At 40.0% G+C, this 24,481-nt stretch carries 22 protein-coding genes; 13 read left to right on the top strand and 9 right to left on the bottom strand.

Going from position 1 to position 24,481, the window contains the following annotated elements; genetic code table 11:
* Nucleotides 1-86 precede the first annotated feature (86 nt).
* Entirely contained in the window at nucleotides 87-953 is an 867-nt protein-coding gene (locus IGI71_RS16280; RefSeq protein ID WP_430615949.1) for an aldo/keto reductase, read from the bottom strand.
* Nucleotides 954-1,028: 75 nt separating this feature from the next.
* A complete protein-coding gene (locus tag IGI71_RS16275) occupies nucleotides 1,029-1,448 on the bottom strand; it encodes a MerR family transcriptional regulator (protein ID WP_429975078.1) in 420 nt (139 codons plus the stop codon).
* A 390-nt stretch (nucleotides 1,449-1,838) separates the two neighbouring features.
* Here IGI71_RS16275 and IGI71_RS16270 point away from each other — a divergent pair, with 390 nt between their 5' ends.
* Nucleotides 1,839-2,291: a GNAT family N-acetyltransferase gene (locus IGI71_RS16270; protein ID WP_086291534.1), complete on the top strand. Its 453-nt coding sequence runs from the start codon at nucleotides 1,839-1,841 to the stop codon at nucleotides 2,289-2,291.
* Between the two features lie 132 nt (nucleotides 2,292-2,423).
* On the opposite strand, the gene IGI71_RS16265 is transcribed toward IGI71_RS16270, so the two are convergent.
* Complete coding sequence (locus tag IGI71_RS16265) at nucleotides 2,424-2,582, bottom strand: hypothetical protein (protein WP_008380281.1); 159 nt, start codon at nucleotides 2,580-2,582, stop codon at nucleotides 2,424-2,426.
* Between the two features lie 62 nt (nucleotides 2,583-2,644).
* Nucleotides 2,645-4,252, bottom strand: a complete 1,608-nt coding sequence (locus IGI71_RS16260; protein WP_430615947.1) for an ATP-binding cassette domain-containing protein — start codon at nucleotides 4,250-4,252, stop codon at nucleotides 2,645-2,647.
* Between the two features lie 96 nt (nucleotides 4,253-4,348).
* On the opposite strand from IGI71_RS16260, the gene IGI71_RS16255 reads away from it, so the two are divergent.
* The 6 genes from IGI71_RS16255 (at nucleotide 4,349) to IGI71_RS16230 (ending at nucleotide 13,510) form a co-directional block, all read left to right on the top strand.
* The gene (locus IGI71_RS16255) at nucleotides 4,349-5,617 is read left to right on the top strand and encodes a radical SAM protein (protein WP_430615946.1); all 1,269 of its coding nucleotides are present in this window, start codon (nucleotides 4,349-4,351) and stop codon (nucleotides 5,615-5,617) included.
* Between the two features lie 10 nt (nucleotides 5,618-5,627).
* Nucleotides 5,628-6,890 carry a radical SAM/SPASM domain-containing protein gene (locus IGI71_RS16250; RefSeq protein WP_201705473.1) on the top strand — a complete coding sequence of 421 codons (1,263 nt, stop codon included), beginning with the start codon at nucleotides 5,628-5,630 and terminating at the stop codon, nucleotides 6,888-6,890.
* 1,134 nt (nucleotides 6,891-8,024) lie between these two features.
* The gene (locus IGI71_RS16245; RefSeq protein WP_005230557.1) at nucleotides 8,025-8,666 is read left to right on the top strand and encodes a hypothetical protein; all 642 of its coding nucleotides are present in this window, start codon (nucleotides 8,025-8,027) and stop codon (nucleotides 8,664-8,666) included.
* Nucleotides 8,667-8,691: 25 nt separating this feature from the next.
* A complete protein-coding gene (locus IGI71_RS16240; protein WP_016612532.1) occupies nucleotides 8,692-10,101 on the top strand; it encodes an amino acid permease in 1,410 nt (469 codons plus the stop codon).
* Between the two features lie 29 nt (nucleotides 10,102-10,130).
* Nucleotides 10,131-11,525: a glutamate decarboxylase gene (locus IGI71_RS16235; protein ID WP_005233215.1), complete on the top strand. Its 1,395-nt coding sequence runs from the start codon at nucleotides 10,131-10,133 to the stop codon at nucleotides 11,523-11,525.
* 536 nt (nucleotides 11,526-12,061) lie between these two features.
* On the top strand, nucleotides 12,062-13,510 hold the full coding sequence (locus tag IGI71_RS16230; protein ID WP_430615944.1) for a helix-turn-helix domain-containing protein: 1,449 nt from the start codon (nucleotides 12,062-12,064) through the stop codon (nucleotides 13,508-13,510).
* A 295-nt stretch (nucleotides 13,511-13,805) separates the two neighbouring features.
* Here IGI71_RS16230 and IGI71_RS16225 read toward each other — a convergent pair whose 3' ends face one another.
* Entirely contained in the window at nucleotides 13,806-14,195 is a 390-nt protein-coding gene (locus IGI71_RS16225) for a DUF1093 domain-containing protein (RefSeq protein ID WP_430615943.1), read from the bottom strand.
* A 421-nt stretch (nucleotides 14,196-14,616) separates the two neighbouring features.
* Complete coding sequence (locus IGI71_RS16220; RefSeq protein ID WP_430615941.1) at nucleotides 14,617-16,038, bottom strand: cryptochrome/photolyase family protein; 1,422 nt, start codon at nucleotides 16,036-16,038, stop codon at nucleotides 14,617-14,619.
* A gap of 354 nt (nucleotides 16,039-16,392) precedes the next feature.
* On the opposite strand from IGI71_RS16220, the gene cls reads away from it, so the two are divergent.
* Nucleotides 16,393-17,922, top strand: coding sequence for a cardiolipin synthase (cls, locus tag IGI71_RS16215; RefSeq protein WP_194199877.1), 1,530 nt, complete (start codon nucleotides 16,393-16,395; stop codon nucleotides 17,920-17,922).
* 61 nt (nucleotides 17,923-17,983) lie between these two features.
* Here cls and IGI71_RS16210 read toward each other — a convergent pair whose 3' ends face one another.
* Nucleotides 17,984-18,457, bottom strand: a complete 474-nt coding sequence (locus IGI71_RS16210) for a DUF3955 domain-containing protein (protein WP_430615940.1) — start codon at nucleotides 18,455-18,457, stop codon at nucleotides 17,984-17,986.
* Between the two features lie 425 nt (nucleotides 18,458-18,882).
* On the opposite strand from IGI71_RS16210, the gene IGI71_RS16205 reads away from it, so the two are divergent.
* The 5 genes from IGI71_RS16205 to IGI71_RS16185 all read left to right on the top strand — a co-directional run bounded on the left by IGI71_RS16205 (nucleotide 18,883) and on the right by IGI71_RS16185 (nucleotide 23,055).
* Nucleotides 18,883-19,197 carry a rhodanese-like domain-containing protein gene (locus IGI71_RS16205; RefSeq protein WP_008380263.1) on the top strand — a complete coding sequence of 105 codons (315 nt, stop codon included), beginning with the start codon at nucleotides 18,883-18,885 and terminating at the stop codon, nucleotides 19,195-19,197.
* A gap of 2 nt (nucleotides 19,198-19,199) precedes the next feature.
* Nucleotides 19,200-20,858, top strand: a complete 1,659-nt coding sequence (locus IGI71_RS16200; protein WP_430615938.1) for an FAD-dependent oxidoreductase — start codon at nucleotides 19,200-19,202, stop codon at nucleotides 20,856-20,858.
* Entirely contained in the window at nucleotides 20,851-21,150 is a 300-nt protein-coding gene (locus tag IGI71_RS16195; protein WP_139960469.1) for a rhodanese-like domain-containing protein, read from the top strand. Before IGI71_RS16200 ends, IGI71_RS16195 begins: the two co-directional genes overlap by 8 nt.
* Nucleotides 21,147-21,407 carry a metal-sensitive transcriptional regulator gene (locus IGI71_RS16190; RefSeq protein WP_005230585.1) on the top strand — a complete coding sequence of 87 codons (261 nt, stop codon included), beginning with the start codon at nucleotides 21,147-21,149 and terminating at the stop codon, nucleotides 21,405-21,407. The genes IGI71_RS16195 and IGI71_RS16190 overlap by 4 nt, the downstream gene beginning before the upstream one ends.
* A gap of 331 nt (nucleotides 21,408-21,738) precedes the next feature.
* A complete protein-coding gene (locus tag IGI71_RS16185; RefSeq protein ID WP_430615937.1) occupies nucleotides 21,739-23,055 on the top strand; it encodes an MATE family efflux transporter in 1,317 nt (438 codons plus the stop codon).
* 74 nt (nucleotides 23,056-23,129) lie between these two features.
* Here IGI71_RS16185 and IGI71_RS16180 read toward each other — a convergent pair whose 3' ends face one another.
* Together IGI71_RS16180 and IGI71_RS16175 are read right to left on the bottom strand one after the other, a co-directional pair.
* A complete protein-coding gene (locus tag IGI71_RS16180) occupies nucleotides 23,130-23,336 on the bottom strand; it encodes a hypothetical protein (RefSeq protein ID WP_016620287.1) in 207 nt (68 codons plus the stop codon).
* Nucleotides 23,337-23,699: 363 nt separating this feature from the next.
* Nucleotides 23,700-24,440, bottom strand: coding sequence for an SDR family oxidoreductase (locus tag IGI71_RS16175; protein WP_008380252.1), 741 nt, complete (start codon nucleotides 24,438-24,440; stop codon nucleotides 23,700-23,702).
* Nucleotides 24,441-24,481: the final 41 nt, after the last annotated feature.

Genomic DNA, 24,481 nt, shown 5'->3' with positions numbered 1-24,481 from the left:
AGAAAAGTGACGACCTACCATTCAGTAAGAAACAATACAAGTCCGCCTCCTTTTGCAAGGGGAGCGGACTTGTATTGTTTTCCCTATTAGTTTTCAGTATCTAACATCCGATTCATAAACCATTCCACTTGTTGGGGGGCATCGTGGTCAAAGAATGCGGACTCTTTTTTATCTAAAGCGGCTATTTTTTCAATGTCTTCTTGGGAAAGCTCAAAGTCAAAAATAGCAATGTTTTCAGCCATCCGTTCTGGACGAACTGTTTTTGCTAAAGCGACAATCCCTCTTTGCATCAACCAGCGAAGAACAACTTGACCAACCGTTTTGCCATATTGCTTGCCAATTTCTGCTAATGTCGGATTGGTAAATAGGTCATGGCGTCCTTCTGCAAAAGGTGCCCAAGCTTCAACTTGAACGTCGTATTTTTCATGCCATTCCTGATCTTCCACTCGTTGATTCCAAGGGTTCACTTCGATTTGATTGATTTGAGGTTTCACCTCATTCAAGCCGACAAACTCGATCATCTTAGCTGATTTGAAATTTGAAACGCCAATTGCACGTAATTTCCCTGTTTTTTGAGCAGCAGCCATTGAGCGCCAAGCACCATAAATATCTCCATATGGTTGGTGAATAAGATAAAGATCAAGGTATGTCAATCCCATTGTGTCAAGCGAATGTTCAATCGTTTCTTTAGCTTTTTCTTCGGAAGCTTGGAGAATAAATAATTTAGAGGTGACAAAAAGTTCTTCTCGAGTGACTAGACCTTCAGTCATGGCGCGCTTGATTCCCTCGCCTGTTTCTTTTTCATTTCCATAAATAGAAGCAGTGTCGATTAGTCGATACCCAGCTTTGATTGCTTGGTAAACAGCTTCTGCTGTTTCTTCCAAAGGGATTTGATAAACGCCAAATCCTAGTTGTGGCATGGTGACACCATTATTGAGTGTGATTGTTTGCATAGTGTTTCCTCCTCTAATTTTCATTACATGTTCTATCCTAAACCTTGGAGTTGAGTCTATAGCAAGTAAAAGGTGTTACTTTTTTCGTTCCCATAATTTTTCCACTTTATCAGGGGGCATATTTCCTGCTTTGAATTTTGCGATATGCTCATCATACGTTTCTATCTTATAAATAAGTAGGTTTCTTACTTCCTGCATTTCGACTAACTTTTTCTCCAATTCTTCAAGTTGATCGGCTAAAATCTGTTTCTGAGCTTTTTCGACATTCTTACTTTCACGTACTTGTGCCAATTGAGCAAATTCAATTAGGGATTCGATGGACAATCCTGCATTTCGTAAATGTTTTGCTAAATAGATCCAGTTTAGATCATTTGTTGTGTACACCCGATAGCCACTCTCATTGCGTTGGACAGGTGGAATCACACCGACTCGTTCATAATAGCGCAATGTGTCTACGCTCAAATCAAACATTTCCGCTGCTTTTTTTATATTCATCGTTAATTCTCCTTATCTTTTCTATAAGTAATCATAAACCCTGAAGTGGACTCTAGGGCAAGTGGTTTAAAATCGTTTATTTAAAAGAATATATTTTGTTCGTTATGGCGACTATGCGGGAAGAAAAAGCTCAAATCATTTTTATTTCAACAGAACGATTTGAGAAAACATCAGTATTGAAAGCTTCTTTTTTAGTGTGTTTCAAAGCAAGTCATACTCTCTTAGAATTGATTGTTTCGTTATCTATTTGAGCGCGGCAGTTTTTATCCATAGATTTTAATTAAATTCATCTCATGTTATGATGATGATGAAAATTTTTAACTTGGATCAAGGAAACAATCGGTTCTTGTTATGCAAAACGAAAATAAGCTGACGAGAGTGTGACTATTCATGAATATAAAAGAAGTAAGTAGTATGAATCAAAAGTTAGAGCAACAATTAATTGAAGTTTGGGAGAGTTCTGTTAAGGCGACGCACACCTTTTTGTCAGAGGCAGAAATCCAGGTCATTAAGCAATATATTCCAGAGGCATTGCATCATGTGCCACATTTGATTGTCGTAGAAAGTGAGCATGGAGAGCCAGCTGGCTTCATGGGGATCTCGGATCGAAATCTTGAAATGCTTTTTATAGCAAATGAACAAAGAGGTAAGGGACTAGGAAAAAAACTCTTAGCTTACGGGATGGAAAACTATGCTGTAAATGAACTGGGAGTAAATGAACAGAATCCTCAGGCGAAAGGATTTTATGAGCATATGGGATTTGAGCTATACAAAAGAAGCGAGTTAGACGAACAAGGAAACCCTTATCCAATTCTGTATATGAAGAAAGTTGATAACAAATAGCTGTTAAAAAAATTATTTGCGTTTGCGGGAAATATGTAAGAAGGGGTCGAGACATATATAGCTAGTCACGACCCCTTCTTTGATTGCTATTATCCTTATTAATAAGTAAAGTAAGGATCAAATGATTTTCTCTTAACTAGCTTTCTCTTCTTTTTTTATCTCTTCTTTTTTCTGATTTGAAAATGGTGTATCAGTCTCTTCAGGTAAGATGATTGGTGGATGATGGGAATGCTGATTACTTCCACACATGGTGATGATTTGTTCTTTTGAAGCTTCAGAGATTACTTTCATTGTATCCCTCTCCTTTCTTTTATATTTCCAGATGACATAAGGTAGGCCTATATCATCTAAATTCATGATCTATTTAACTGAATTAGCTCATCAAATGAACCTAGAAATTCCTGATTTGTTGAGTGAGTAACGACAATGATTATTTTATCTGTAAGTGAGCAGATTAAGTCACTGATAATCATCTCGTTTATACTGTCTAGACCAGATGTTGGTTCGTCAAAAAGAATAACATCGGAATCTTTAAAGATTGCCCGAGCAATCTCAAGCCGTCTAAGCTCGCCGCCAGAAAGAAAGTTTATCCATGTATTATCTTGCGTATCGGTTAAATCATTGTTATCAAAACGATCATCTAATCCACTTCGTTTTAAAACATCAACGATTTTTTCAAGTTCGTATTCACTAAAAATAGAAACGTTGTAAGCAATACTCGTCTGGAAGATAGCAGTTTTTTGTTGGACAAGTGCGACTTTCTCATAAAGGGAGTCTCTAGATAGCTGATTCATCTCTTGCTGGTCAACCAATACTTGACGATCGTCGATAGGGTAAATTCCCGCTAAAATATTTAATAGTGTCGACTTCCCACTACCGCTTGCGCCAGTGATAGCATATTTTTTTCCACGCTCAAATGTTTGAGTAAAACCATTAAAAATCAAGCGATTTCCATGATGGAAATGCAGATTTTCAATCGATAAAGTAGTTATTGGTTCTGCAAGTTCAAGTGAGCGATTGGGCTCATCATCATCGGTGCCATCAATGAAAGCTATAAGATCGCCCGCGACCTTCTTGCTCGCTAAAATATCTGTAACTGAAGTACTGAAATACTCTAACGGACCGGCAATCGTACTCATTAGTGTAGTCATCGCAATAAGATCGGGAATGGTGATTATTTTGGCAGCAACAAAGAAGCCACCAACGATCCATGTCCCTGAATAAGCAAGATCCCCAAGTCCAAAAGAAATTGCATAAGTCAGTCCTTGTAAGGTTTCAAAAGTGATACTTTCCTTTTTTAATCGTTCACTACTGTTAGTAAAAATTTTCGTATATGTTGGAAAACCTTTGCCGACACGTAAGGTCATGTATCCTGAGAGAAGTTGGTCAAATAAACTAAGAGTACGATCTTGCTCCAGAACAACGGACTTGCGACGATCACTAAGGATTCGCTTAGCGAAATAAGGGGCTAGCAAAGGACTAAAAGCTAAGAGCAGCATAATCAATGAAAAAGAAGTGTTTAATTTTAGTGTGAATAAAAGAGAGAATAGAAAGGTAAAAATGCTTAAAATCAGTCCAAATCCGGGCTTTAAAAATTCTAATTCAACGACTTTCATTTCATTTGCCAACTTTGAGAGATACTCGTTTTTCTCATTTTTAAGAAATAGTGCCGGATTCATTCGAACGATTTTCTGCGAGAGACTCTCTCTCAGTTGATTCATTATTGATTGAACTAAGACGGATTTACTTCTTCTTGGAATAAAATCGCTCATCGTGTTCAATAAGATGTAAAAGAAGGCGAATATACCAATAAATAAAAGTCTTTTTACATCTCCTGACATAGCAACCTCGGTGATTTGTCTATACACCAAAGCAACCCCAACTTGAATGAGCGCTGCAATTGCGCATAAAATCACATGCAAAAAGAAAAGTGGTTGGTTTCTTTTTAATATTTTTTTCATTCTCTTCCTCCTATGTAAAAACTATATCACAAATTAAAAAAAAATTGAAATATTATTTTGTGAAATGTATAATTATTGAAAAAGGGGGGTTAGGTGATGCGTTTTTCACGGTATGTCGATATCATTGAGAACGGTAGCGAGACTATTCTTTGCAATACATTAACGCAAGAAATAGTTACTATTGATTCAAAAAAAATGAAAAGTAAAACGGAGATTTCGAGCGAAATAAGTGAAGATGAACGAAAATATTTATTTGAAAATGGATTTATACACGGTGATTTGGAAAGTTATAAACAGAAAACAATCAATTTAAAGAGAGACTTAGTTACTATCACTATAAATATCACAGAAGATTGCAACTTTTCGTGTACTTATTGTTACCAGAATGATTTCCTTTCTAAAAATGTTATTACTGATCAGACGATAAATAATATAATGCAATACATTTTAGACATTGCTCAGCTAGGCGTTCGGAGACTATATATCTATTTTTTCGGGGGCGAGCCACTTCTTTATAAAAAAAGAATTCTCGCAATTAAAAGTAAGATTGATCAAATTGCGTCAGAGAAATCACTCTCAATTTCTTATGGTTTAGGAACAAACGCCTATCTACTCACTCCAGATTTTATAAATCATTTTGATTCTTTAATTGTCGATACTACACTAACATCTAGAAAAGATCATGATAGAAATAGATCTCTTAAGAGTGGAAGCGGAACGTATGATAAGATTTTTGAAAATCTAGCGGTAGCATCTAAGAGCGGACGTGTTAAAATCCATATTGGTTATAATACATCTGATAAAAATACAGAAGAGTTTCAGTCTTTTCTCGTTACGATCCGCCAAAGTGATATCAAAGCCCATATCAATTGCTATTACATTAATAACTATGAGTTTAATGAAAATTATTTCAATGCATTATCCTATGAAAAATATCTAAAGTGGGTATCTTCAACTGCAATTGATCATCTAATTGAAAACGGTTTCCTGGTTAATATCTCTCCATTTTCTTCGTATCGCTTTGAGTGCGATGCGTATAATCCTTGGTCTGTAAAGTTTTTCTCTGATGGATCTATAGGGTTATGTAATGCAACAAATTTTTATGAACGTAGAATAATAAAAAGTTTTACAGAATCATCTTCTTTTGCAGAAGATGTTCAATATAGCCTTTATGACCAAAAGAGTGTTCTTCCGAAAAGCAACAATCAGTGTAATTCATGTGAATTAATTGCAGTGTGTCGAGGAAAGGTACAGTGTGATACTTCATGTAACCCCAACTATTCAATTGATAGAGAAACATTCATACGTTCTTTTGTAAAGCATACAAATCTAGGTAACAGGAATTTTTTTACCCAATTTAATTAGGAGTGATTTTATGAAATTATCGCAATATACGATTGTTGAAGAAGTGGATAATGAAATACTTTTGTACAATTCGGTATACTCTGCTATCGTTTTACTAACTCAAAGCGAGTTCCATGATCTACAGACTTTTATTAATAACGATAACTTGGAGAAAACAGAATTATTCTCTTATTTAGAAAATCAAAATATCATTGTTTCCGATGAGATTGATGAAGAAGCAAGATTAGTGTCTGTGGCAAATGAAAAACGATATAATCCTAGTCAAGTAACTTTCACAATTGCCCCTACGATGAACTGTAATTTCTCCTGTTTTTATTGTTACGAGCAAGGGTTTAGACAACATACTATGACTACTGAAACTGCTAAGAAAACAGCCGAGTTTATTCTTAAAAATGTATTACCCCATCAGTCATTGAAAGTAATTTGGTATGGAGGAGAGCCTTTGATGGGATTGAACTCTATTAAAGTTATAAGTGAAATAATAATGAAAAACGAAAAAAAATATAAAAATTTCAACGCAGAAATTGTATCCAATGGTTATTTGCTAACAGAAAAAGTTGCACAACTTTTAAAAAGTTATCACGTTAATTATGCTCAAATTACTCTGGATGGGGATCAGATAAATCATGATTCTAGAAGATGTTTAACAAATGGGAAAGGGACATTTGCAAGAATATTACAGAATATAGTTAAAACTCTAAAATATATTCCAGTAACTGTAAGAGTAAATATAGATAGGGAGAATAATCATGAAGATGTTATTCGTTTGATGAACTCGCTGGATAATTTTAATTTACTTAAGAAAGTTGGCTTTTATCTTGCGCCGGTAGAGGATTTTGATACCTACAAAACACCCACATGTTATACATCCCAAGAGTTTTCGAAAGAAGAAATAATGGTTTATAAAAGTCTTTTGGAAAGAGGGATAAATATTGTTGCCATACCACGGACAACGATTGGGTTCTGCGAAGCTATCAATCGAGACGACTATGTAATCGACCCTAATGGATTTTTATATAAATGCTGGGTTCATATTGGTAAAACGATTGGACGAGTAGGAGATATCTATACAGGAATACAATTGAACAGTGTGCATAAAACATTTACAGAGTACAAATTTTTTTCGAAAGCGAAATGTTCAAGTTGTAAAGTTCAACCTTTGTGTTTAGGAGGCTGTCCGTTAATTCGAATGAATACAGGTGAGTCGAAGTGCGTTAGCTATAAGTACAATATTGAAGAGCATATAAAAATGGCTTCGGCAAGACTAATATAATCTGGTGGAATATTTTTGCTTCAGAAGATTGATAAGGTCTTCTTAAAAAAATAGCTTAGTTAAATAAGGTTACTATGTTACATTGTGAATAGAATCTATACTTACTTATGAAAATAGAAAGCGTAACTCAATTTTCTCATTCATATTGTAATAAATGATTTCTCATATTAAAATTTTTATAAGAAAACTAAATAGTGAGCAAAGCTCACCCCAAGCAGCCTCCGAAACTGTTTTTCGGGGGCTGCTTGGGGTTTGGGGGGCTTAGCTAGCTAAGTAATGATCGATCACTAAAAAATGATCAAAACAAAATAGGCAATTTTTTCTTTTCAATCAAAAAAGTTTGATCATTTTATCAAACAGAGGATGGCACAAGTAAGTGGAAAGTAGGTAGTGGCTATTTTTTGTGTTCAGGATGGGGAAGTAGATTTGTCTAGGATACACGTGAGGATAAACGTTTTGAGGATCATTTGTTTTTGACTTACCTATGTGCCATCACTGCGAAAACCCTGTGGATGAAGGCGTCATGTACGACACCAGATACTCGGATGAGAGCTAAGGACGGTTCATTGCCTGTGCCTGACATGCTTTTTCTAACCGCAAAGTCGTAAGGGCTGAAGAGCTGCAACGCTGAGTAAGTTGGCTGCCCCGTGCGATTTTGGGTGTTTTTTGAACCCTACAAGCTGCTATTGCTGCGCGTCTATTCGTCGCAAGCTTGGAAGGTTTTCTCAGAAAATGCCCGTCAGCTGTCAACAGGCTGTCTTTTGCATCAGGAAGCATCAGCGTTCCAACAAATCTTTTTGATCCAGTAGTCGCCCACTCATTTTGGGCAACTTCTATCCGAGAAATCGTTGCGTTAGAAGTATGTCTGTCCGTCCTTTCCAGATAAAAGTCAGCTGAAAGAGGGCTGATACCTAACAAAACGGCGGTTAGGACGACCACAAGCGCTCTCAAAAAAACTCAGTCCTTTCTTTTCAATGGTCATTGTTCTTATCTGCACTTCATGATAGCACCGAAACGCGAATTATTTTTCGCGTTTTTTTGTTTTTAAAATAAAAAATTAGGTATTCGCTTTTTTGGGTTAAATGGTATACCTGAGATGGAATAAAAATAATAAAAGAAAGGACAGGATTTACAATGAAGAAAACATCATTAGTTGCAGGTTTCGTTTTAGGTGTAGGCGTTTTGTTTACTCTAGGTGCATGCTCAACAGTGGAAGAATCAGGGGAAGTGGTCTCTGGGTCTGGAACGGAAACGTTGATCAGCGATTCGTCAGATGAAGTAGTTGTGGGAAGTGAAAAATTGAGTGATGACGGGTATTTTGAAGAAATCGTAACTAAGGGAATCGATCCGAAAATCAAAGACGTCGTTTGGTATGAAACGAATTATGAAAATGCTGGTTGGGATCACATTCGCTTTTTAGTGAATCATGTAAAAATCGTGAATGTAGAAGAATTCAAAGACAAAGACAAAGAATACAAAACATTGCTCTCACTGAAATATCAATTGTTTAATGAAGATTCGAAAGACAAAAAAATCAAACCTGACAAAGCCTATTTGGTGTTGAATGATGGCAAAAAAGTAGAAGCGGAAGTGTTTGTGGACTACTTAGATGATGAGATTTTGACCCATGACAAACATAAAGATGGCTTTATTCATTTTAAAGTGGCGCAAGAACAAAGTTTGCCAGCGATCAAAGCGGTCGAAATCGAATTTAAAGCAGATGGAGATTTGACACATACGTACCATATTGATCTATCTTCCGCTGCTGAAAAATAGTATCTAACGATAGGAGGTAAAAAAAATGGATACTAGCAAGAAAAAACTATCATTGTTGAGTTTTTTTGCAATAACTGCTTCAATGGTGATGACGGTATATGAGTATCCAACCTTTGCGACATCGAAGATGAATTTAGTTTTTTATTTACTCGTCGGCGGTTTCCTCTGGTTTATCCCTGTAGCCCTTTGCTCTGCGGAGATGGCTACTGTAAAGGGATGGGAAAAAGGGGGACTCTATACTTGGGTCTCAAAAACATTGGGGAGAAAATGGGGCTTTGCTGCCATTTTCTTCCAATGGTTCCAAATCACGGTAGGCTTTATTACGATGATTTACTTTATTGTCGGGGCGCTTTCCTATGCCCTAAATTGGCCGGCTCTTAATACGAATGTTTGGCTGAAGCTGATTGCCACTTTAGTGATCTTTTGGCTGATCACGATCTCGCAATTTGGCGGAACAAAAAATACTGCGAAGATTGCCAAAGTAGGGTTCTTTGTGGGGATCGTCGCAACAGGGATCATTCTTTTTATCTTAGGAATTGTCTACATTGCTCAAGGGAATCCCGTCAAAGTTTCTTTTGGATCAGGCGCTTGGATTCCTGATTTCACGAAAATCAATACGCTGGTCGTTTTTGTTTCCTTTATTTTAGCCTATGCAGGGGTTGAATCTTCTGCCAGTCACGTAAAAGATATGGACAATCCTGGAAAGAATTACCCGAAAGCTATTTTGATTTTAGTTGTAGCAACGATTCTTTTGGATACGTTAGGTGGGGCAACGGTGGCTGCCACGATTCCCCAAAATCAATTGTCTCTTGATACTGGCGTGATTCAAGCCTATTCTTATTTGATCCATCATTTTGGCGGCGGAGAATGGCTGGTTCGTTTGATTGCCGTGGTCATCTGTTTAGGTGTCATTGCAGAAATTGCTGCTTGGGTGGTCGGCCCATCGACTGCGATGCTTGAAGCAGCTGAAAATGGCTTGCTGCCAAAACAAATGGCCAAAGTCAATCAACACAATGTCCCAATCAATATCGTTTTGGTACAAGGCATCATTGTTTCCATTTGGGCGGTTGTCTTGACATTAGGCGGTGGAGGCGCCAATCTATCCTTCTTCGTTGCGATGGCGTTGACGGTCTGCATCTATCTGGTGGCTTATGTCCTCTTGTTTCTTTCCTATATTAAATTAGTCAAAGAAAAAGACGACTTAACAAGAACGTATCATATTCCTGGTGGGAAAAATGTGAAAATTGGTGTTGCGATGGTTGGTTTGCTTGTTTCTATTTTTTCTTTCTTTATTTCCTTCTTTCCACCGAGCGATATCGGCTCCGGAAAGGGCGGAACCTATTTAGCCATCTTGATCATCAGTTGGCTGATTATTGTCGTGATACCGTTTGTCATCTATAAATATGTAGGTGAAAAAGCAAGCGATAAAAAATAAAAAGCACAACCTATGAGGAGGAGAGCTGCATGTTATTTAGTAAAAAAAATCGAAAAGAAGCCCAATATTTGGAGCCTATCTATGGGAATGAGGCAATGGATCAAGCGATCCCTATGTACAAATTACCAAAAGAGTCCTTGGTACCGCGGGATGCCTATGAATTAGTCAAAGATCAATTGATCGATGAAGGGGTCTCAAGACAAAATTTGGCGACGTTCTGTCAAACCTACATGGAACCAGAAGCAGTCAAAATCATGAGTGAAACCCTTGATAAAAACGCCATCGATAAAACCGAGTACCCAAGGACAGCAGAAATTGAAAACCGCTGTGTCAATATGATCGCTGATTTATGGCATGCACCAGAAGCGTCCGATTTTATCGGTACATCAACGGTAGGCTCAAGTGAAGCGTGTATGCTAGGTGGATTGGCCTTAAAATTTGCTTGGCGCAATCGGGCAAAAAAACTTGGCTTAGATATCAATAAACAAAAACCAAACTTAGTGATTTCTTCTGCCTATCAAGTCGTTTGGGAAAAATTCTGTGTCTACTGGGACATTGAAATGCGGACGATCCCTATCGATGAAGAACATGGCAGCATCAATGTCGAAAAGGTCACGGACTATTTAGATGAATATACGATCGGGGTCGTCGGTATTTTAGGGATCACTTACACTGGACGATACGATGATATCAAAGCACTAGATAAGAAATTAGAGGAATACAACAAACACACCGACTACAAAGTCTACATCCACGTGGATGCGGCTAGTGGGGGATTGTACACACCATTTATGGAACCAGAACTTGAATGGGATTTCCGTTTGAAAAACGTTCGTTCCATCAGTACGTCTGGACATAAATATGGGTTAGTCTATCCTGGTATCGGTTGGGTGCTTTGGAAAGAAAAAGATTTCTTACCAGAAGAGTTGGTCTTTAAAGTAAGTTATCTTGGCGGTGAAATGCCAACGATGGCCATCAACTTTTCAAGAAGCGCCAGCCAAATCATCGGACAATATTACACCTTTATCCGCAATGGGTTTGAAGGCTACCGCTTGATCCACAAAAAGACCAGCGATGTTGCCCAATATTTAGCAAAAGAGATTGAAAACATGGGTTACTTCGATATTTATAATGATGGTTCACGGTTGCCGATCGTCTGCTACAAATTAAAAGAAGATGCCGATATTTCTTGGAATCTGTATGATTTGACGGATGAATTTGCGATGAAAGGTTGGCAAGTCCCTACCTATCCATTACCTGATAATCTATCACATATCAATATCCAACGCTTTGTCTGCCGGGCAGATTTAAGTATGCAAATGGCAATGGATCTGGTGCAAGACATGAAAGAAGGAATCGAGCGCTTGAACAAGCGACCAAGCCGTCATGTTTCATCCGACCAAACCTATGGCTTTTCACATTAAGAAACGGTATCGCTAGAAGCCCTTTCATTGTTTTTTTCAATGAATAAAAAGTCCCTTTATGAAACGTTTTTTGCAAGACTGAATGAACATTGGTTTATAGAAAAATCAAAGGCGGTTGCATCGACTGCCTTTGATTTTTTTGTTTATAAGAACGGGTAAGCACTTGATAGTGTCATTTTTTAAGAGTAAGTAAAAAAATGGCGCTTGATAATTTCATTTATTGACATTTCTGACTTGTGATAGTATTAATTATTATGGTCTAAATATATTTTTTTAGAGAAGAACGTTTTACATAAACGAAAAGGAAATCTTAGAACGTTGTCGTGAGGGAATTCTTAGGGAAATTCGTCTTGCATCGAGGGTTTTTGTTTGTCAGTCATGGTTTGTTGGGGAGTAAGTGAAGGAAAAGTATGTGTAGAAAGGGCCTGTTTTTACTGCGCTTGTTTGTTTCATAAGTAACGTACTGCTATCTTTTTCTGTAAATTGGTTGTAACTATTCTGAATGAATATAGATTTACACTGGAGGAAAAACAGTCATGTATAAAGAAGACTTACTGGATAAGGACTTGAAATTAGAGTATATCTTACTCAAATTTTTGTATTTATCGACCGGTCATATCAAAAAAAGTGATGCGTGTCGGGAATTAGATATTACGATGCCGACCTTGACGAAATTATCAGAGAGCCTTCAACGGCAACTAAAAAATGAGAAGGTCTCATTTATCATCAATCGTTATACTTTGGAACTGCAAGTAACCGATAGTGTCTCACTGGATGATTTGACCGACACGCTATTGAAAAAATCTGCTAAATATCAAATCATCCATTATTTGTTTCAACATGCAGGCTATGATGCCTTCGTCTTGGCTGATGAATTAAACATAAGTGTGGGGACCCTCAATCGGTTGATTGCTGAGTGCAATCAGTTGTTGCAGCATTTTGAATTAAAGATCAGAAACAAAAAACTAGTTGGAACGATGACACAACGCATTTATTTTTACTATAATTTTTTCAAAATGGGTGCAACAACGATCGATTCTGTTTTGATCGATGACCTGGTTGCGGAGTTAGCGAAAAAAATAACCTTATCGATTGCCCAACAAAAGCAGCTGAAGATCTGGTTGTTTGCGATTATGAAAAAAGTCACGTCTCACACGACCTTGGGAAGTTTAAGTCCGGAAGAACAAACCAAAATTGAGCGTTGCCAAGAGATGCCCCTCTGTCACTTTATTCGACAGATCTATGCTTCTAAAAAATGTATCTGCTCAGTAGATGAAGTGAAGATCGTGCCATTCTTTATCTGTCTCTTCCTCATTACGGTGGGCGGGATTCCTTACGAGGAACTTCGCTTAGGACTGTACACTAATAAAAATCCCGTCTTTGAGATCACCGATGAAGTCATGGCAGCAATCCAGTCCATTTATCGTCTTGATGCCTCGCATACGACGATCGATATCAAAGCCAATGTCTTTTCCTTAATCGCACAAGTTTATTACTTTCATGGAGTGAATTATTCCATCGATCGAGTCACGCTAAATTATTACCACAAAATGTTTCACAATTCCTTGCGAGATCAAGTGATCTCAGACATTCTGGAACACATTATTGCACCGACCAACTTGTTTACGCCCACGAAACTCAACTATCTCAAGAAACGCCTAGTCTTTTTAATTTATATGTTATCGCCTAAAGAAGAATATCGGGTACGGATCGGGGTCTTAAATATGTGCTCTAGTCTTTTGGCGGATGCTTCGATTTACTTGTTAAAAAATGAACTAAAAGGCAAGCAAAATGTTGTTGTTTTACCCTATACTCCGGACGAGACATTTGACTTGTTGATTTCCAATGCCAATCTCCCCCAATTAGGGAACAATTATGACCAATTTTATCAAGTGACCGCCATTGGTGCCGATTTAGATGTCAATCAGGTTTCTGCGATCGTCGATCAAATTGCTTATTCTAAGTATCATTCTTTTGTGGTGTGAGCCATCACTTGTTAGTTAAAAAGCAGCGAGTCAACGGATAGGTGATTCGCTGCTTTTTCAATTATCTGCGAAGTAGGGAAAGGAAAAGGCGCTTGAATTGCTCTTGTCATTGATGCCGAGATGAAAACAGAGTCAGTCAAGCAGCTTTCTGCTAGATAAATGTGTCCAGTATCCTTGTATAACGTATCGCAACAGAGCAGAAGACATCAAGCGTGAAAATAACAGAAGGGATTCAAAATGCTGATTTTGGAAAGATGTAAAAAAAGACCCACATAATGATGTGAGTCTGCAATCGTTAGTTTTGATTTTCTAATTTTTCTAGAACCTTTTTGGGAATTGCGTCTTTTTCAACGCTATTCGGGCCTTTTATTGTACGCTTTTCACTGATCACCGCTTTTACATAAGAATTTGGGGTTAAGGGTTTTGCGTTATCTTCTGATAATGAAACCTCGAGTGTTTGTGTGCTACCATCTTCTTTTACAAAGTTTAATGTGTAATCGTAAGAATACCAAGGTGACTGGTCGCCGATGCCGCTTTTACTTTCATGTTCTACCTTAGGGGGAATCTCAGATGGGACATACGCGTAAGCTGTTTGTCCTGAGTAGGTGGATTGATAATATTTATAGCCTTTGTATCCGGCAAACCCTAAAAGTACGACTAAGACGAATCCGATTATTTTTTTCATATAAACCATCCTTATCCTCAAATATGGAGCTATTATAACAGAATGGTTCTATAGATGACCTTTCATCAGACGAACAGTTTTGCAAGGAGAAACGTTACTAGCCAGTCTAGAAAAAGCCGGGAACGCCGCTAATAAAGGGTTCTATCTATAAATCGTCAGGGGATTGTTGCTTAGAGTGACTAGAAATAAGTGCGGAATCAGGCGACAAGACCTTAATAAAAAAACACAGCATGGAAAATGTTTCTTTTTTGTATGCTCACCAGCAGACTATTTGATAAGACGTGTCGTTGTTTTTTTCACTATAGAAAGATGAAAAACGGCGCATCAGTTTAATAAAAAAACAGCAAAGACGAGCTCTTACGGAGCGTCTTTGCTGGTTTTTTTCTACTGAAAATGTTTGAGAGCAGGCCATGACAGCTGCTTACGGCTCGATTTTACTATACAAATCGAGGGCTCTTTTCCTGGCTTCGTTGTGATCAACTATAGGCAACGGATAGTCGGTGCCTAAAACTACCTTTAGGTCGGCTTGTTCTTCGTCAGTCATCAGGTAAGGTTCGTGGATGAATTTTAGCGGCAACTGGGCGAGTTCGGGAACAAATTGTTTGATAAACGTCCCCTCTTTGTCGAATTTTTTCCCCTGAGTGATGGGGTTGAAAATTCGAAAGTAAGGAACCGCATCGGTGCCGGTCGAAGCTGCCCACTGCCAGCCGCCGATATTGCTGGCAGCGTCGTAGTCGATCAATTGTCGAGCAAAATAGGCTTCTCCTTGCCGCCAATCGATCAGTAAATCTTTGGTTAGAAAGGAAGCGACGATCATCCGTAGACGGTTATGCATCCAACCGGTTTGATTCAGCTGCCGCATCGCGGCATCAATGATCGGATAGCCGGTTTGTCCTGCTTGCCATTTGTTAAACGCCTCTTCATCCTTTTGCCAATCCATGTTTCGATATTTCTCAATGAGTTCATAGTTTTTTTGCTCCGGATGAGTGAAGTAGATCATATGATAAAAATCTCGCCAAGCCAGTTCTTTTAAAAAGGTCGCTTTGCCAGTGCTGGGTGGCATCCCTTGGCAAGCGGCCCAAACCTTCCGAATAGAGAGTTGTCCAAAAGACAAGAAAGGGGACAGGCGGCTGGTTCCTTTGATCGAAGGGAGATCACGGTCTTTTTCATAGGCGGCCAAACGCTTTTGCACAAAGGCCTGCAATTGTTTATGTGCATAGTCTTCCCCAACGATCGTTGAAAAATCGGTCTTTCTATTTTTTAGCAGCTTAGCAAGCAGCGCTGTCCCTGCTTTGAAGTGAGGGGCATCATTAAAATGAGCGGCTTTTTCAAAATCAAGGGCCTGCTTTTGATAGACCGGTTTGGGCAGCTGGATCCATTTCTTATAATAGGGCGTAAATTTTTTGTAATACGTCCCGTCCTCTTTGGTGACTTCCGTTGGTTGGTGCAGATGATGTTCTTCAAAGGAATGGACAGTGACGCCTTTTTTCTCGACCAATTCTTTTATATAGAGGTCGCGTTTACGACCAAATCCACGGTTATCAAAGTCGAAGTACAGTTGGCTCCATTCTGGATAGTGAGCGAACAACTGATCAAAGGCTTCTGTCAAAGTCCCCGTCAAGAGGTGGATCGTCAGATTTTGCTTTTTGGCAGCCTCGATAAAGTGAGCAACCGCGCTAAAAAAGTAATCATGGCTTGGTGCATCGGGGAGAAACTGCTTTTCATTGAGATGAAACACACACAACAATTGGTCGTTTGCTTGAAGAGACAAAAGCGCCTCAGTAAGCGCCGTATTGTCCTCTAAGCGCAGATCCTTTCTAAACCACATCACATGAATTGCCATACAAACCTCCTTGATAGTATAACCGTGCTAAAAAAACGATCGGATTTCGTTCATAGTAAAGGAAAGATGGGATTTATTCAAATTTGGCGATTGCGTAAGGAAAATTGCTGTTTCAGCAAGTCGAGGGATGCTTACAGGGTTTGTTTTAATTGGTGCACCGATTTGAATAGGCGCTTGTCATTTACCGTTTCGTTTCTGCAAATCGTCTCTTCTTAATAAATAATAGGTAAAAAATGAGTAGTAGGGGATGAAATGAGTTACATTTGCGTAACGAGAACGTATATAATCATAGTATATAGTGAGGCTTTTTACTTTAGCGTTTATTAATAAGCGCATATTTGGATGGAGTGAAGGATGATCAAAAACAAATTACAGCAATACAAAATTTTAACGCTTTTACTGATACTTGTGACGGTTGGATTAATTCTCTTTTTAAATCAGATGATTTATGCTTGGCAGGCCATTGAAATTTTGGCGATTCTTCTTTGTGGCTACTTAGTGGTTTTTGATCAAAGGGATGGAACTTCGAAGATTGCTTGGATCTTAGCTTTATTGTTTTTACCGATTGTAGGAGTCATGTTGTATTATTTAATTGGTCGTGAACCTCGATTAAGGAAGTTGCCCAAACAGCAGATACAAAATGAACGGGAAGTGCAGCGAACGGTTTCGGCTATTTTGCAAGAACATTCAGAGGTCATTCATGGGAAACATGATCTCTCCACTGAGATTTTTCATCTTTCAGGCAAATATCCCACAACCAATAATCATCTGACTGTATTAAATGAAGGCGCTGAGGCGTTCGCTTCTTTGCTAGAAGATATCAAGAAAGCCAAGCATCATGTGCATGTGTTTTTTTATATCGTTAAAGGGGATGCAACAGGGGAGGAGCTGACAAATGTTCTGGTCGAAAAGGCCAAACAAGGGGTGGAAGTTCGGTTTATGTATGATAGCGTGGGGTCGATCGCCTTTCCTAATCAATTGTTATTATTGATGCGAAAGAATGGGGTCGAGGTGCGCACGTATGATTTGTTGAACTCGCCTTGGCTAAGTAATAAAGCGAACTGGCGCAATCACCGTAAAATGGTCGTTATTGATGGTGAGATTGCACATACAGGAGGCATGAATATTGGAAATGAATATAGTGGGCGAGGCAGTAAGTTTTCTTATTGGCGAGACACAAACATCCGGATAGAAGGACCTGCTGTTCTAGAAGTACAAGAGTGCTTTATTTATGATTGGCTCTTTCTTGATGAAACGGAAGAAACGGTCACTCATTTTTTGACACAGACAGCTACGTATTTTCCGTTGAAGACCGATGTTCAAAGCGGTTCGGAAATCGTTCAGGTAATCTACGGCGGACCCTATGATAGCGAGCGAATCATTAAGGATTCCTTTAATGACCTCATTGGAAAGGCAACGGATTCGATTAAGATCGCAATGCCTTACTTTATTCCTGATGAAGAAAGTTTAGGTGCGCTTAGAAGAGCAGCACGGTGTGGGATCAACGTACAATTGATTGTGCCGGGAAAAGGGGATCGAGGAATTTCTTTTCATGGCACGAATTCGTTTATTGATGAATTATTATCTGCCGGCGTCGAAGTCTACACCTATGATGAGACTGCTTTTATTCACTGTAAATATATGATCGTCGATGAGTTTGCTGCAACGATCGGGTCAACAAATTTTGATATTCGTAGTTTTTACCTTAACCATGAGTTATCTATGTTCATCTATGGGCCGTCGAAAATAATCACAGAGTTAAATCAGCAATTTATGGAAGACTTAGCTCATGCAAAATTAGTAGAAAAAGAAGAATGGCAAGCCAGAAGCCTTTTGACGAAAACAAAAGAAAAAATCAGTGGCTTGTTTGTTCCGATTCTTTGAAGGAAGATAGTGAACAAAAGAAAAAACTCGATTCCATCAATTGGAATCGAGTTTTTTTGCGTTATTTTCTTCTAGCAGCTCGAAAATAATTGATCCCGGTTCCCGCAAATACTACGAAACTAGCCAATAGGAACAAAAATCCTACGGGGACTAGATAGAAATTTTCATGTAAAATGCCGGATTGATCGATGTATTCCACGGAGCTTGCTTTGATGAAGAAGCAGGCAAAGCCGAATAGTAGTAAAAATGTTCCGATCAAGGTCGTGATCAAATTGAGTTTGGCGCGTCGAGTCTCGCTGCCGTCTTTGATTAGTTTTTCAGTGATCTTGTTCACTTGAGTTCCTCCTAAAATCAATTCATCAAGCGAGAGTTGAAAAATCGTGGCGATGGCAATCAACATTTCTAAATCTGGTAGATTGCGATTGTTTTCCCAGTTCGAAACGGCTTGTCTCGTCACGTGTAGTTGAGTGGCAAATTGTTCTTGGGTCAAGTTATTTTTTGTGCGTACTTCTTTGATTTTTTCGCCAAATTCCATCTTTTTTTCCTTTCGCTGATGTGACTTAAGCATAGTCGAAACCCGCGTTGTTTCCAAGAAAGCAGGGCTTGCTTCTTGATAAATCAAGGGAAAGTGGTGCTTGCGTCGTTTTTTTGTCCGCTCTTGGTTAGGGCGGTAGCCAATCATCTTTAATAACCGAAGCGATCAGCTGCTAAATAAACGATTTTATATGTGTTATTTTTACAGTGTATCTTTTCTTTTATTATAGCATTGTGATCGATGGGAGGGAAATGTGTGATACTGGTCTTTCGCTGCTTGATCGGTAGCTGTCTGACAGATGTCGAGAGTATCGAGTGAGTAGCAACGCAACAGCAAGTTTCTTTTCTTAAAGAAAATCACTTAGTTGACAAATAGGGAAACATCTTGTTTAATATACCCCAAGGGGTATAAGGGAGGAGCAAGAAATGTTTTCATTATTTAAACGCATACCAAGTATGTCAACAGCAGATTTACAAAAAGAAGGAGCCAAAGAATGGACGGTTCTGGATGTTCGCACGCCGGCGGAGTACCGTAGCGGGCACATTGCCTACGCCAAAAATGTACCGTTAAACAAGATTGCGGGCTTCACTCAAAAAGGTGACAAGAAACTGGCAGTCATTTGCCAATCAGGGATGCGAAGCAAACAAGCAGCCAAAATCCTAAATAAAAAGGGGTTTGATGTGGTCAATGTTCGCGGTGGCATGAATCAATGGCGGGGAACAACCAAAGGAGGAAAGTAACGATGGAAAAAATAGTTATTGTCGGTGGGGTAGCAGGAGGAATGTCTGCAGCAACGCGCTTACGTCGGCTTAAAGAAGTAGCGGAGATCATTATTTTTGAAAAAGGTCCTTTTGTCTCTTTTGCGAATTGTGGACTGCCGTATGCCATTTCTGGTGAGATCGAAGAGCGAGACGCCTTATTGGTCCAAACACCTGAGGCATTAAAAAAACGGTTTAACCTAGATGTGCGACCTCTTCATGAAGTGCTGGCGATCGATCCGCAGGAGAAAACGGTGACGGTCAAACATGGCGAACAGGTCTTCACGGAATCTTATGATGCGTTGATTTTATCACCGGGGGCAAAACCGCTAGTACCAGCGATCAAAGGGCTAGAAGAAGCAACCAACGCCTTTTCTTTGCGCAATGTTCCTGACTTAGACCAAATCATGGCACATCTTGAAGACAAAAAGCCTCAAAAAGCGACGATCATTGGCGCTGGGTTTATTGGGTTAGAAGTCGCTGAAAATTTACATAAAAAAGGCCTACAAGTAACGATCGTGGAAAAAGCACCCCACGTATTGCCACCTTTGGATGAAGAAATGGCGGCGTATGTCAAAAATGAATTGATCAAGCAAGGGGTCAATGTTTTGACCTCGCAGTCAGCGACCGCTTTTGAAAAAGCAGGGCAAGAAATCGTTCTGGAGGATGGAACGGTTCTGACTTCAGATATCACGATTCTTTCGGTGGGTGTCCAACCAGAAACGGATTTGGCAAAACGTGCCGGTATCCAATTAGGACACCGGGGGGGTATCCTGGTAGATGAGCAATACCAAACCAGCAAGAAAGATATTTACGCGGTGGGAGATGCCATCGTTGTGAAACAACAAATCACTAACGAAGACACGCTGATCTCCTTGGCGTCACCAGCCAATCGCCAAGGTCGGCAAGTGGCTGATGTATTGGGAGGACTGACTCGCAAAAACAAAGGCAGTATTGGGACGGCGATCGTGCGCGTATTCGATCTTGCCGCAGCGTCCACTGGGTTGAGTGAGCGCAGCGCCAAACTGGCAGGGCTAAATCCTCAGGTGGTTCATCTTTCAGGCAAAGACCATGCTGGGTATTATCCTGATGCGACGGATATTTATTTGAAATTGATTTTTGATTCTGATACTGGAAAAATCTACGGTGCGCAAGGCATCGGCGCCAAAGGGGTCGATAAACGGATCGATATTTTAGCAACAGCGATCAAAGGTGGCTTAACGATCTTTGACTTGCCTGAACTGGAATTCACCTACGCGCCGCCTTTTGGCTCAGCGAAAGATCCAGTGAATATGATTGGCTATGCAGCGATCAATCTGGCAGAAGGAATCAGTGAGAATATCCAATGGCACGAATTGACGGAGGCCTTAGAAAACGGTAAGCAGTTGTTGGATGTTCGTTCAGAGATGGAATTAGCCAATAATGGGCGTTTTCAAGAGGCGCTCCACATTCCGTTAGATGAATTGAGAGATCGGTTGTCTGAATTGGATCCAAGTGTTTCGTATGTTGTTACGTGTCATAGCGGATTGAGAAGCTACATTGCCGAACGCATCTTAAAACAAGCGGGCATCAATTGTCAAAACCTCGATGGTGCCTTTTCGTTGTATAATACTATTAAGCCGGAGATGATTATTCATGATTAAAGCCATATCTATGGAGGAATTTACCCAAAAAGAAAAACGTGAGGCGCTTGAGATCCTTGATGTCAGAGAAGTTGATGAGTTTGCACAAGGACACATCAAAACAGCACAAAACCTACCGTTGAGCGAGCTGACGGAACAGATCAGCGACTTAGAGAAGGATAAAAATTACTATGTCATCTGTCACTCAGGGGCTCGTTCGCAAATGGCGTCTGAGTTTTTGAGCCAGCAAGGGTTTCAAGTGACCAATGTCCTCGGCGGCATGTCAGCATGGAGAGGAGAAATCAAACGATGACCGCATGCAACAAAGATATTTTGAATCGGTTAAAACGAACCGAAGGCCAGTTGCGGGGGATTCAAAAAATGATCGAAGACGAGAAAGAATGCGTCGATGTCATCACGCAATTGTCCGCCGTCAGTTCCAGCGTCAACCGTATTATGGGAATCATTGTCGCTGAGAATTTGAAAAATTGTTTGGAAAATCCAGACAGCGACACGGAAACCCAAAAGCAGAAAATCGATCAAGCCGTTCAGCTGATCGTGAAGAAATAACGGAATTTTTGAAAGGTTTGTCGCGTTTTTTATCATCCCATGGAAAAGGTTCAGAAGAGCAGTATGTTCTTCTGAACCTTTTTATTCTTCATCAGTGATTGCTTGTCGACACCAATAGAGGAAACAAGCCGAGATTGTCGGTATGTTTTGTTTTTTAATTATGAAGGAATATACACCGAGAAGGCTGTATGGTTAAATGGAGGGAGAAACGTCAAAACGCCTGATGGGTCGTTGAGTATTTGCGACTATTAACGATCACTTGTATTGTGATGTTAATCACAATTAGCGGGTGGGCGTTGCGCAGTTATGGCGAAGGAGAGAGAAGAGCTTCTTGAACAAAAAAATACAGTCTTTTACATTGCCTTTGATTGCTTCCAATTTGTTTCAAATCATTATTGCACAAGTTTCATTAGCGATTATTTCAAGAAGATCCACGGAAGCGCTGGCGGCGATCGCACTGATCGACGGGTTTCTCTATGCTTTTGCGGGTATTATAGGTGCGATTGGGCTTGCTTTTAATATTTATGGCGCAAAGGCAGTCGGGCAAAGAGAAGAGACGCAGTTAAATGATTATCTGTCGTCGGTTCTTTTTTTAGTAGTCGCGATCGGTGTGAGCTTTTTGCTGATTTTCCTGCTTTTTGGACGAGACATTTTACAGGTTGTCTACGGATTTAGCGGGGAGCTGCTAGGAACTGCGACGTTGTATCTTGCAATCATGTCCCCCTATATTTTACTTACGTTAGTCACGTTTGTTTTTACTAGCCTTTTAAAAATTGAAAAGAAAACGAACTACATCCTCGGTGTTTCGATCATTAGTGCGTTGGTACAGGTGTTGCTTAGCTATTTATTGATCAACGGCAATCTCGGTTTTCCCGCCATGGGGGTCTTAGGCAGTGGCATCGCAAATATGCTTGCGACTTTGTGCTTGCTGGGGATTTATGGGGTTCTTTTAAGAGAAAGTCTAGCAAGAGGGCTAAAACAAAGACCACGAAAACGCGCCTTTTTATTGAAAAAATCGATCCCCTTAATGATTCAGGAATGCTTTGAAGGCTTAGTCTTTATTATTGCTTTTGAAGCTTTCGTCTCACGGTTGGGTGTTAGTACGCTGGCCGCCTATGCGATCGGCAGCCAAGGATTGATGATCGCACGGTTGCCTGCTTTGATGTATGGCAACGCAGTGACCGTCTTTGCGAGTGAGGCGAATGGTCAGAAAAATCGTCAGAAGATTTTAGCAGTGGGAAAAAGTGCCTTCGCTTCTTCTTTCGTGGCTTATGTTGGAATCGCCAGTCTGATCTGGGGCTTTCGTTCTGCTTTTTTCCAGTTGTTTACTACAGATGTCGCTGTTTTAGACTTGTTGCCAGCTATTTTGCCAATCATGCTGGGGATAATGCTCGTCAGTCCGTTATATGAAATCACAAAATACTTATTACAAAGTTTGGAGTGCAGTCGCATGGTTTGTCTGTTGACAGGATGCGTCAACAGTCTGGTTTTAATGGGAATCACGGGCTTTTGGAGCAGTGGGCAGCTGAACTTTTTCTTCCTCTACTGTCTATACGGCTTGAATTTCCTGATTCTCGGCAGTTTCTTTGCAGGGCTGTTTTATTGGACAATCAAGCAGCGTGATCCTCAGGGCAAAGGAGGTTTTTGAGGGAGACAGAAAAAACGAAGGCCCAACTGTGCCTTCGCTTTTTGTCACCCGGAATTGGATCGGGGAATGGGGGATTAATTTTGGGTGACTTCTTCGTAAAAGATAGCGTTGCGTTCTGCAATCAGTTGGGTTTCCCTTCGCTCTAATTCAAGAAAGGTTTCGTCTGCCAGCAATTCGGCAGCAGAGTAGCCGGCCGCCAAGAAGTTTTCGGCATAGGTCAATTTCTGATTCGTGATGTTTCTTCGTTGCTCGGCAATGACGAGCAGCTGTTTCACATTCATACACTCACTCCATTCTTTTATAAAAAGCAAATACTAAAAGAGGATAGCTGATAATACTTGCAAGTCAACGGTGAAGGCGGGAAAACGATCATGCTCGGCTATTCATAAAAAAGTGAAAAACGGTAGGTTCGTTTCTGATTGGTCGTTTTATACGGAAGCTTTGTACTAAGTATAAAAAAATTTCCCCCGTAGCAACAGAACTTAGTCGTTTACATAAAGCAACGATTGGTTTACATTACTCGGACAAGCGGGTGTTACAAGAAAAACAAGTAATTTTTCCTAGGGGAACGGCGGGATTTGACGACAAAAAAACCTGCGATCGCCTCAGGCGGATAGCAGGTTTCACGGGCTAGTAGAAATAGCTTAAACGGTTTGTTTTGCTGGGCGCAGCAAGACTTCGCTGATCGCCACATGTTTGGGCTGTTGAATGGCATAAACCACTGCATTTGCTACATCTTCTGGCGTTAGGCTGTTGCCTTCTACGCGAGAGGTTTCTTTCAAGGCTGCTTCTAGTTGAGCATTACCTACGGTTTCAAACAATTCCGTGGAGACCATTCCCGGAGAGACGATGGTGGAGCGAATGCCATGTTCACGTTCTTCTTGGCGCAAGCCTTCCATGATTGCACGAACCGCAAACTTTGTCCCGTTGTACACGGCAGATCCCGGGTAAATGACATGTCCAGCAACTGAGTCAGTGGCGATGATCAAGCCATCTTGTTGTTTTTGCATGATGGGCAGCACAGCGCCGATCCCGTTCAATACCCCCATGATATTGATATCCAGCATTTTTTGCCAGCTGTCATAGTTCAACTCTGCCAAGTTTCCTTGAGGCATGATGCCAGCATTATTGAAAAGGACATCAATCCGACCAAAGGAGGTCATGGCTAAATCAATGACTTGTTGGACTTGTTCGCGATTCGTGACATCGGCTGTTTGATACAAGACATTTTCTCCTAGTTTTTCAGCCAGTGCTTTGATGCGCTCTTCACGGCGGGCGGCGATTACTACTTTTGCCCCTTGTTCGGCTAGCTTAACGGCAGTTGCTTCCCCAATTCCTGAAGAGGCTCCCATAATTACGATAACTTTTTCTTTGATTTCTGTCATTTGTCTTTCCTCCAGTGAATGATTTTTTCATCGAAAACTGC

Origin of the sequence: Enterococcus sp. DIV1279b (genome assembly GCF_050531515.1) — a bacterium.
GTDB classification, from domain to species: domain Bacteria; phylum Bacillota; class Bacilli; order Lactobacillales; family Enterococcaceae; genus Enterococcus_D; species Enterococcus_D casseliflavus.
Note: the sequence above shows the minus strand (reverse complement) of the source record. Positions and strands in the feature narration are given on the sequence as shown.

Bases quoted from the DNA above. Each gene is read 5' to 3' on its own strand.
- IGI71_RS16280 (WP_430615949.1), bottom strand. From the start codon at position 953: ATGCAAACAATCACACTCAATAATGGTGTCACCATGCCACAACTAGGA.
- IGI71_RS16275 (WP_429975078.1), bottom strand. From the start codon at position 1,448: ATGAATATAAAAAAAGCAGCGGAAATGTTTGATTTGAGCGTAGACACA.
- IGI71_RS16270 (WP_086291534.1), top strand. From the start codon at position 1,839: ATGAATATAAAAGAAGTAAGTAGTATGAATCAAAAGTTAGAGCAACAA.
- IGI71_RS16265 (WP_008380281.1), bottom strand. From the start codon at position 2,582: ATGAAAGTAATCTCTGAAGCTTCAAAAGAACAAATCATCACCATGTGT.
- IGI71_RS16260 (WP_430615947.1), bottom strand. From the start codon at position 4,252: ATGAAAAAAATATTAAAAAGAAACCAACCACTTTTCTTTTTGCATGTG.
- IGI71_RS16255 (WP_430615946.1), top strand. From the start codon at position 4,349: ATGCGTTTTTCACGGTATGTCGATATCATTGAGAACGGTAGCGAGACT.
- IGI71_RS16250 (WP_201705473.1), top strand. From the start codon at position 5,628: ATGAAATTATCGCAATATACGATTGTTGAAGAAGTGGATAATGAAATA.
- IGI71_RS16245 (WP_005230557.1), top strand. From the start codon at position 8,025: ATGAAGAAAACATCATTAGTTGCAGGTTTCGTTTTAGGTGTAGGCGTT.
- IGI71_RS16240 (WP_016612532.1), top strand. From the start codon at position 8,692: ATGGATACTAGCAAGAAAAAACTATCATTGTTGAGTTTTTTTGCAATA.
- IGI71_RS16235 (WP_005233215.1), top strand. From the start codon at position 10,131: ATGTTATTTAGTAAAAAAAATCGAAAAGAAGCCCAATATTTGGAGCCT.
- IGI71_RS16230 (WP_430615944.1), top strand. From the start codon at position 12,062: ATGTATAAAGAAGACTTACTGGATAAGGACTTGAAATTAGAGTATATC.
- IGI71_RS16225 (WP_430615943.1), bottom strand. From the start codon at position 14,195: ATGAAAAAAATAATCGGATTCGTCTTAGTCGTACTTTTAGGGTTTGCC.
- IGI71_RS16220 (WP_430615941.1), bottom strand. From the start codon at position 16,038: ATGGCAATTCATGTGATGTGGTTTAGAAAGGATCTGCGCTTAGAGGAC.
- cls (WP_194199877.1), top strand. From the start codon at position 16,393: ATGATCAAAAACAAATTACAGCAATACAAAATTTTAACGCTTTTACTG.
- IGI71_RS16210 (WP_430615940.1), bottom strand. From the start codon at position 18,457: ATGGAATTTGGCGAAAAAATCAAAGAAGTACGCACAAAAAATAACTTG.
- IGI71_RS16205 (WP_008380263.1), top strand. From the start codon at position 18,883: ATGTTTTCATTATTTAAACGCATACCAAGTATGTCAACAGCAGATTTA.
- IGI71_RS16200 (WP_430615938.1), top strand. From the start codon at position 19,200: ATGGAAAAAATAGTTATTGTCGGTGGGGTAGCAGGAGGAATGTCTGCA.
- IGI71_RS16195 (WP_139960469.1), top strand. From the start codon at position 20,851: ATGATTAAAGCCATATCTATGGAGGAATTTACCCAAAAAGAAAAACGT.
- IGI71_RS16190 (WP_005230585.1), top strand. From the start codon at position 21,147: ATGACCGCATGCAACAAAGATATTTTGAATCGGTTAAAACGAACCGAA.
- IGI71_RS16180 (WP_016620287.1), bottom strand. From the start codon at position 23,336: ATGAATGTGAAACAGCTGCTCGTCATTGCCGAGCAACGAAGAAACATC.
- IGI71_RS16175 (WP_008380252.1), bottom strand. From the start codon at position 24,440: ATGACAGAAATCAAAGAAAAAGTTATCGTAATTATGGGAGCCTCTTCA.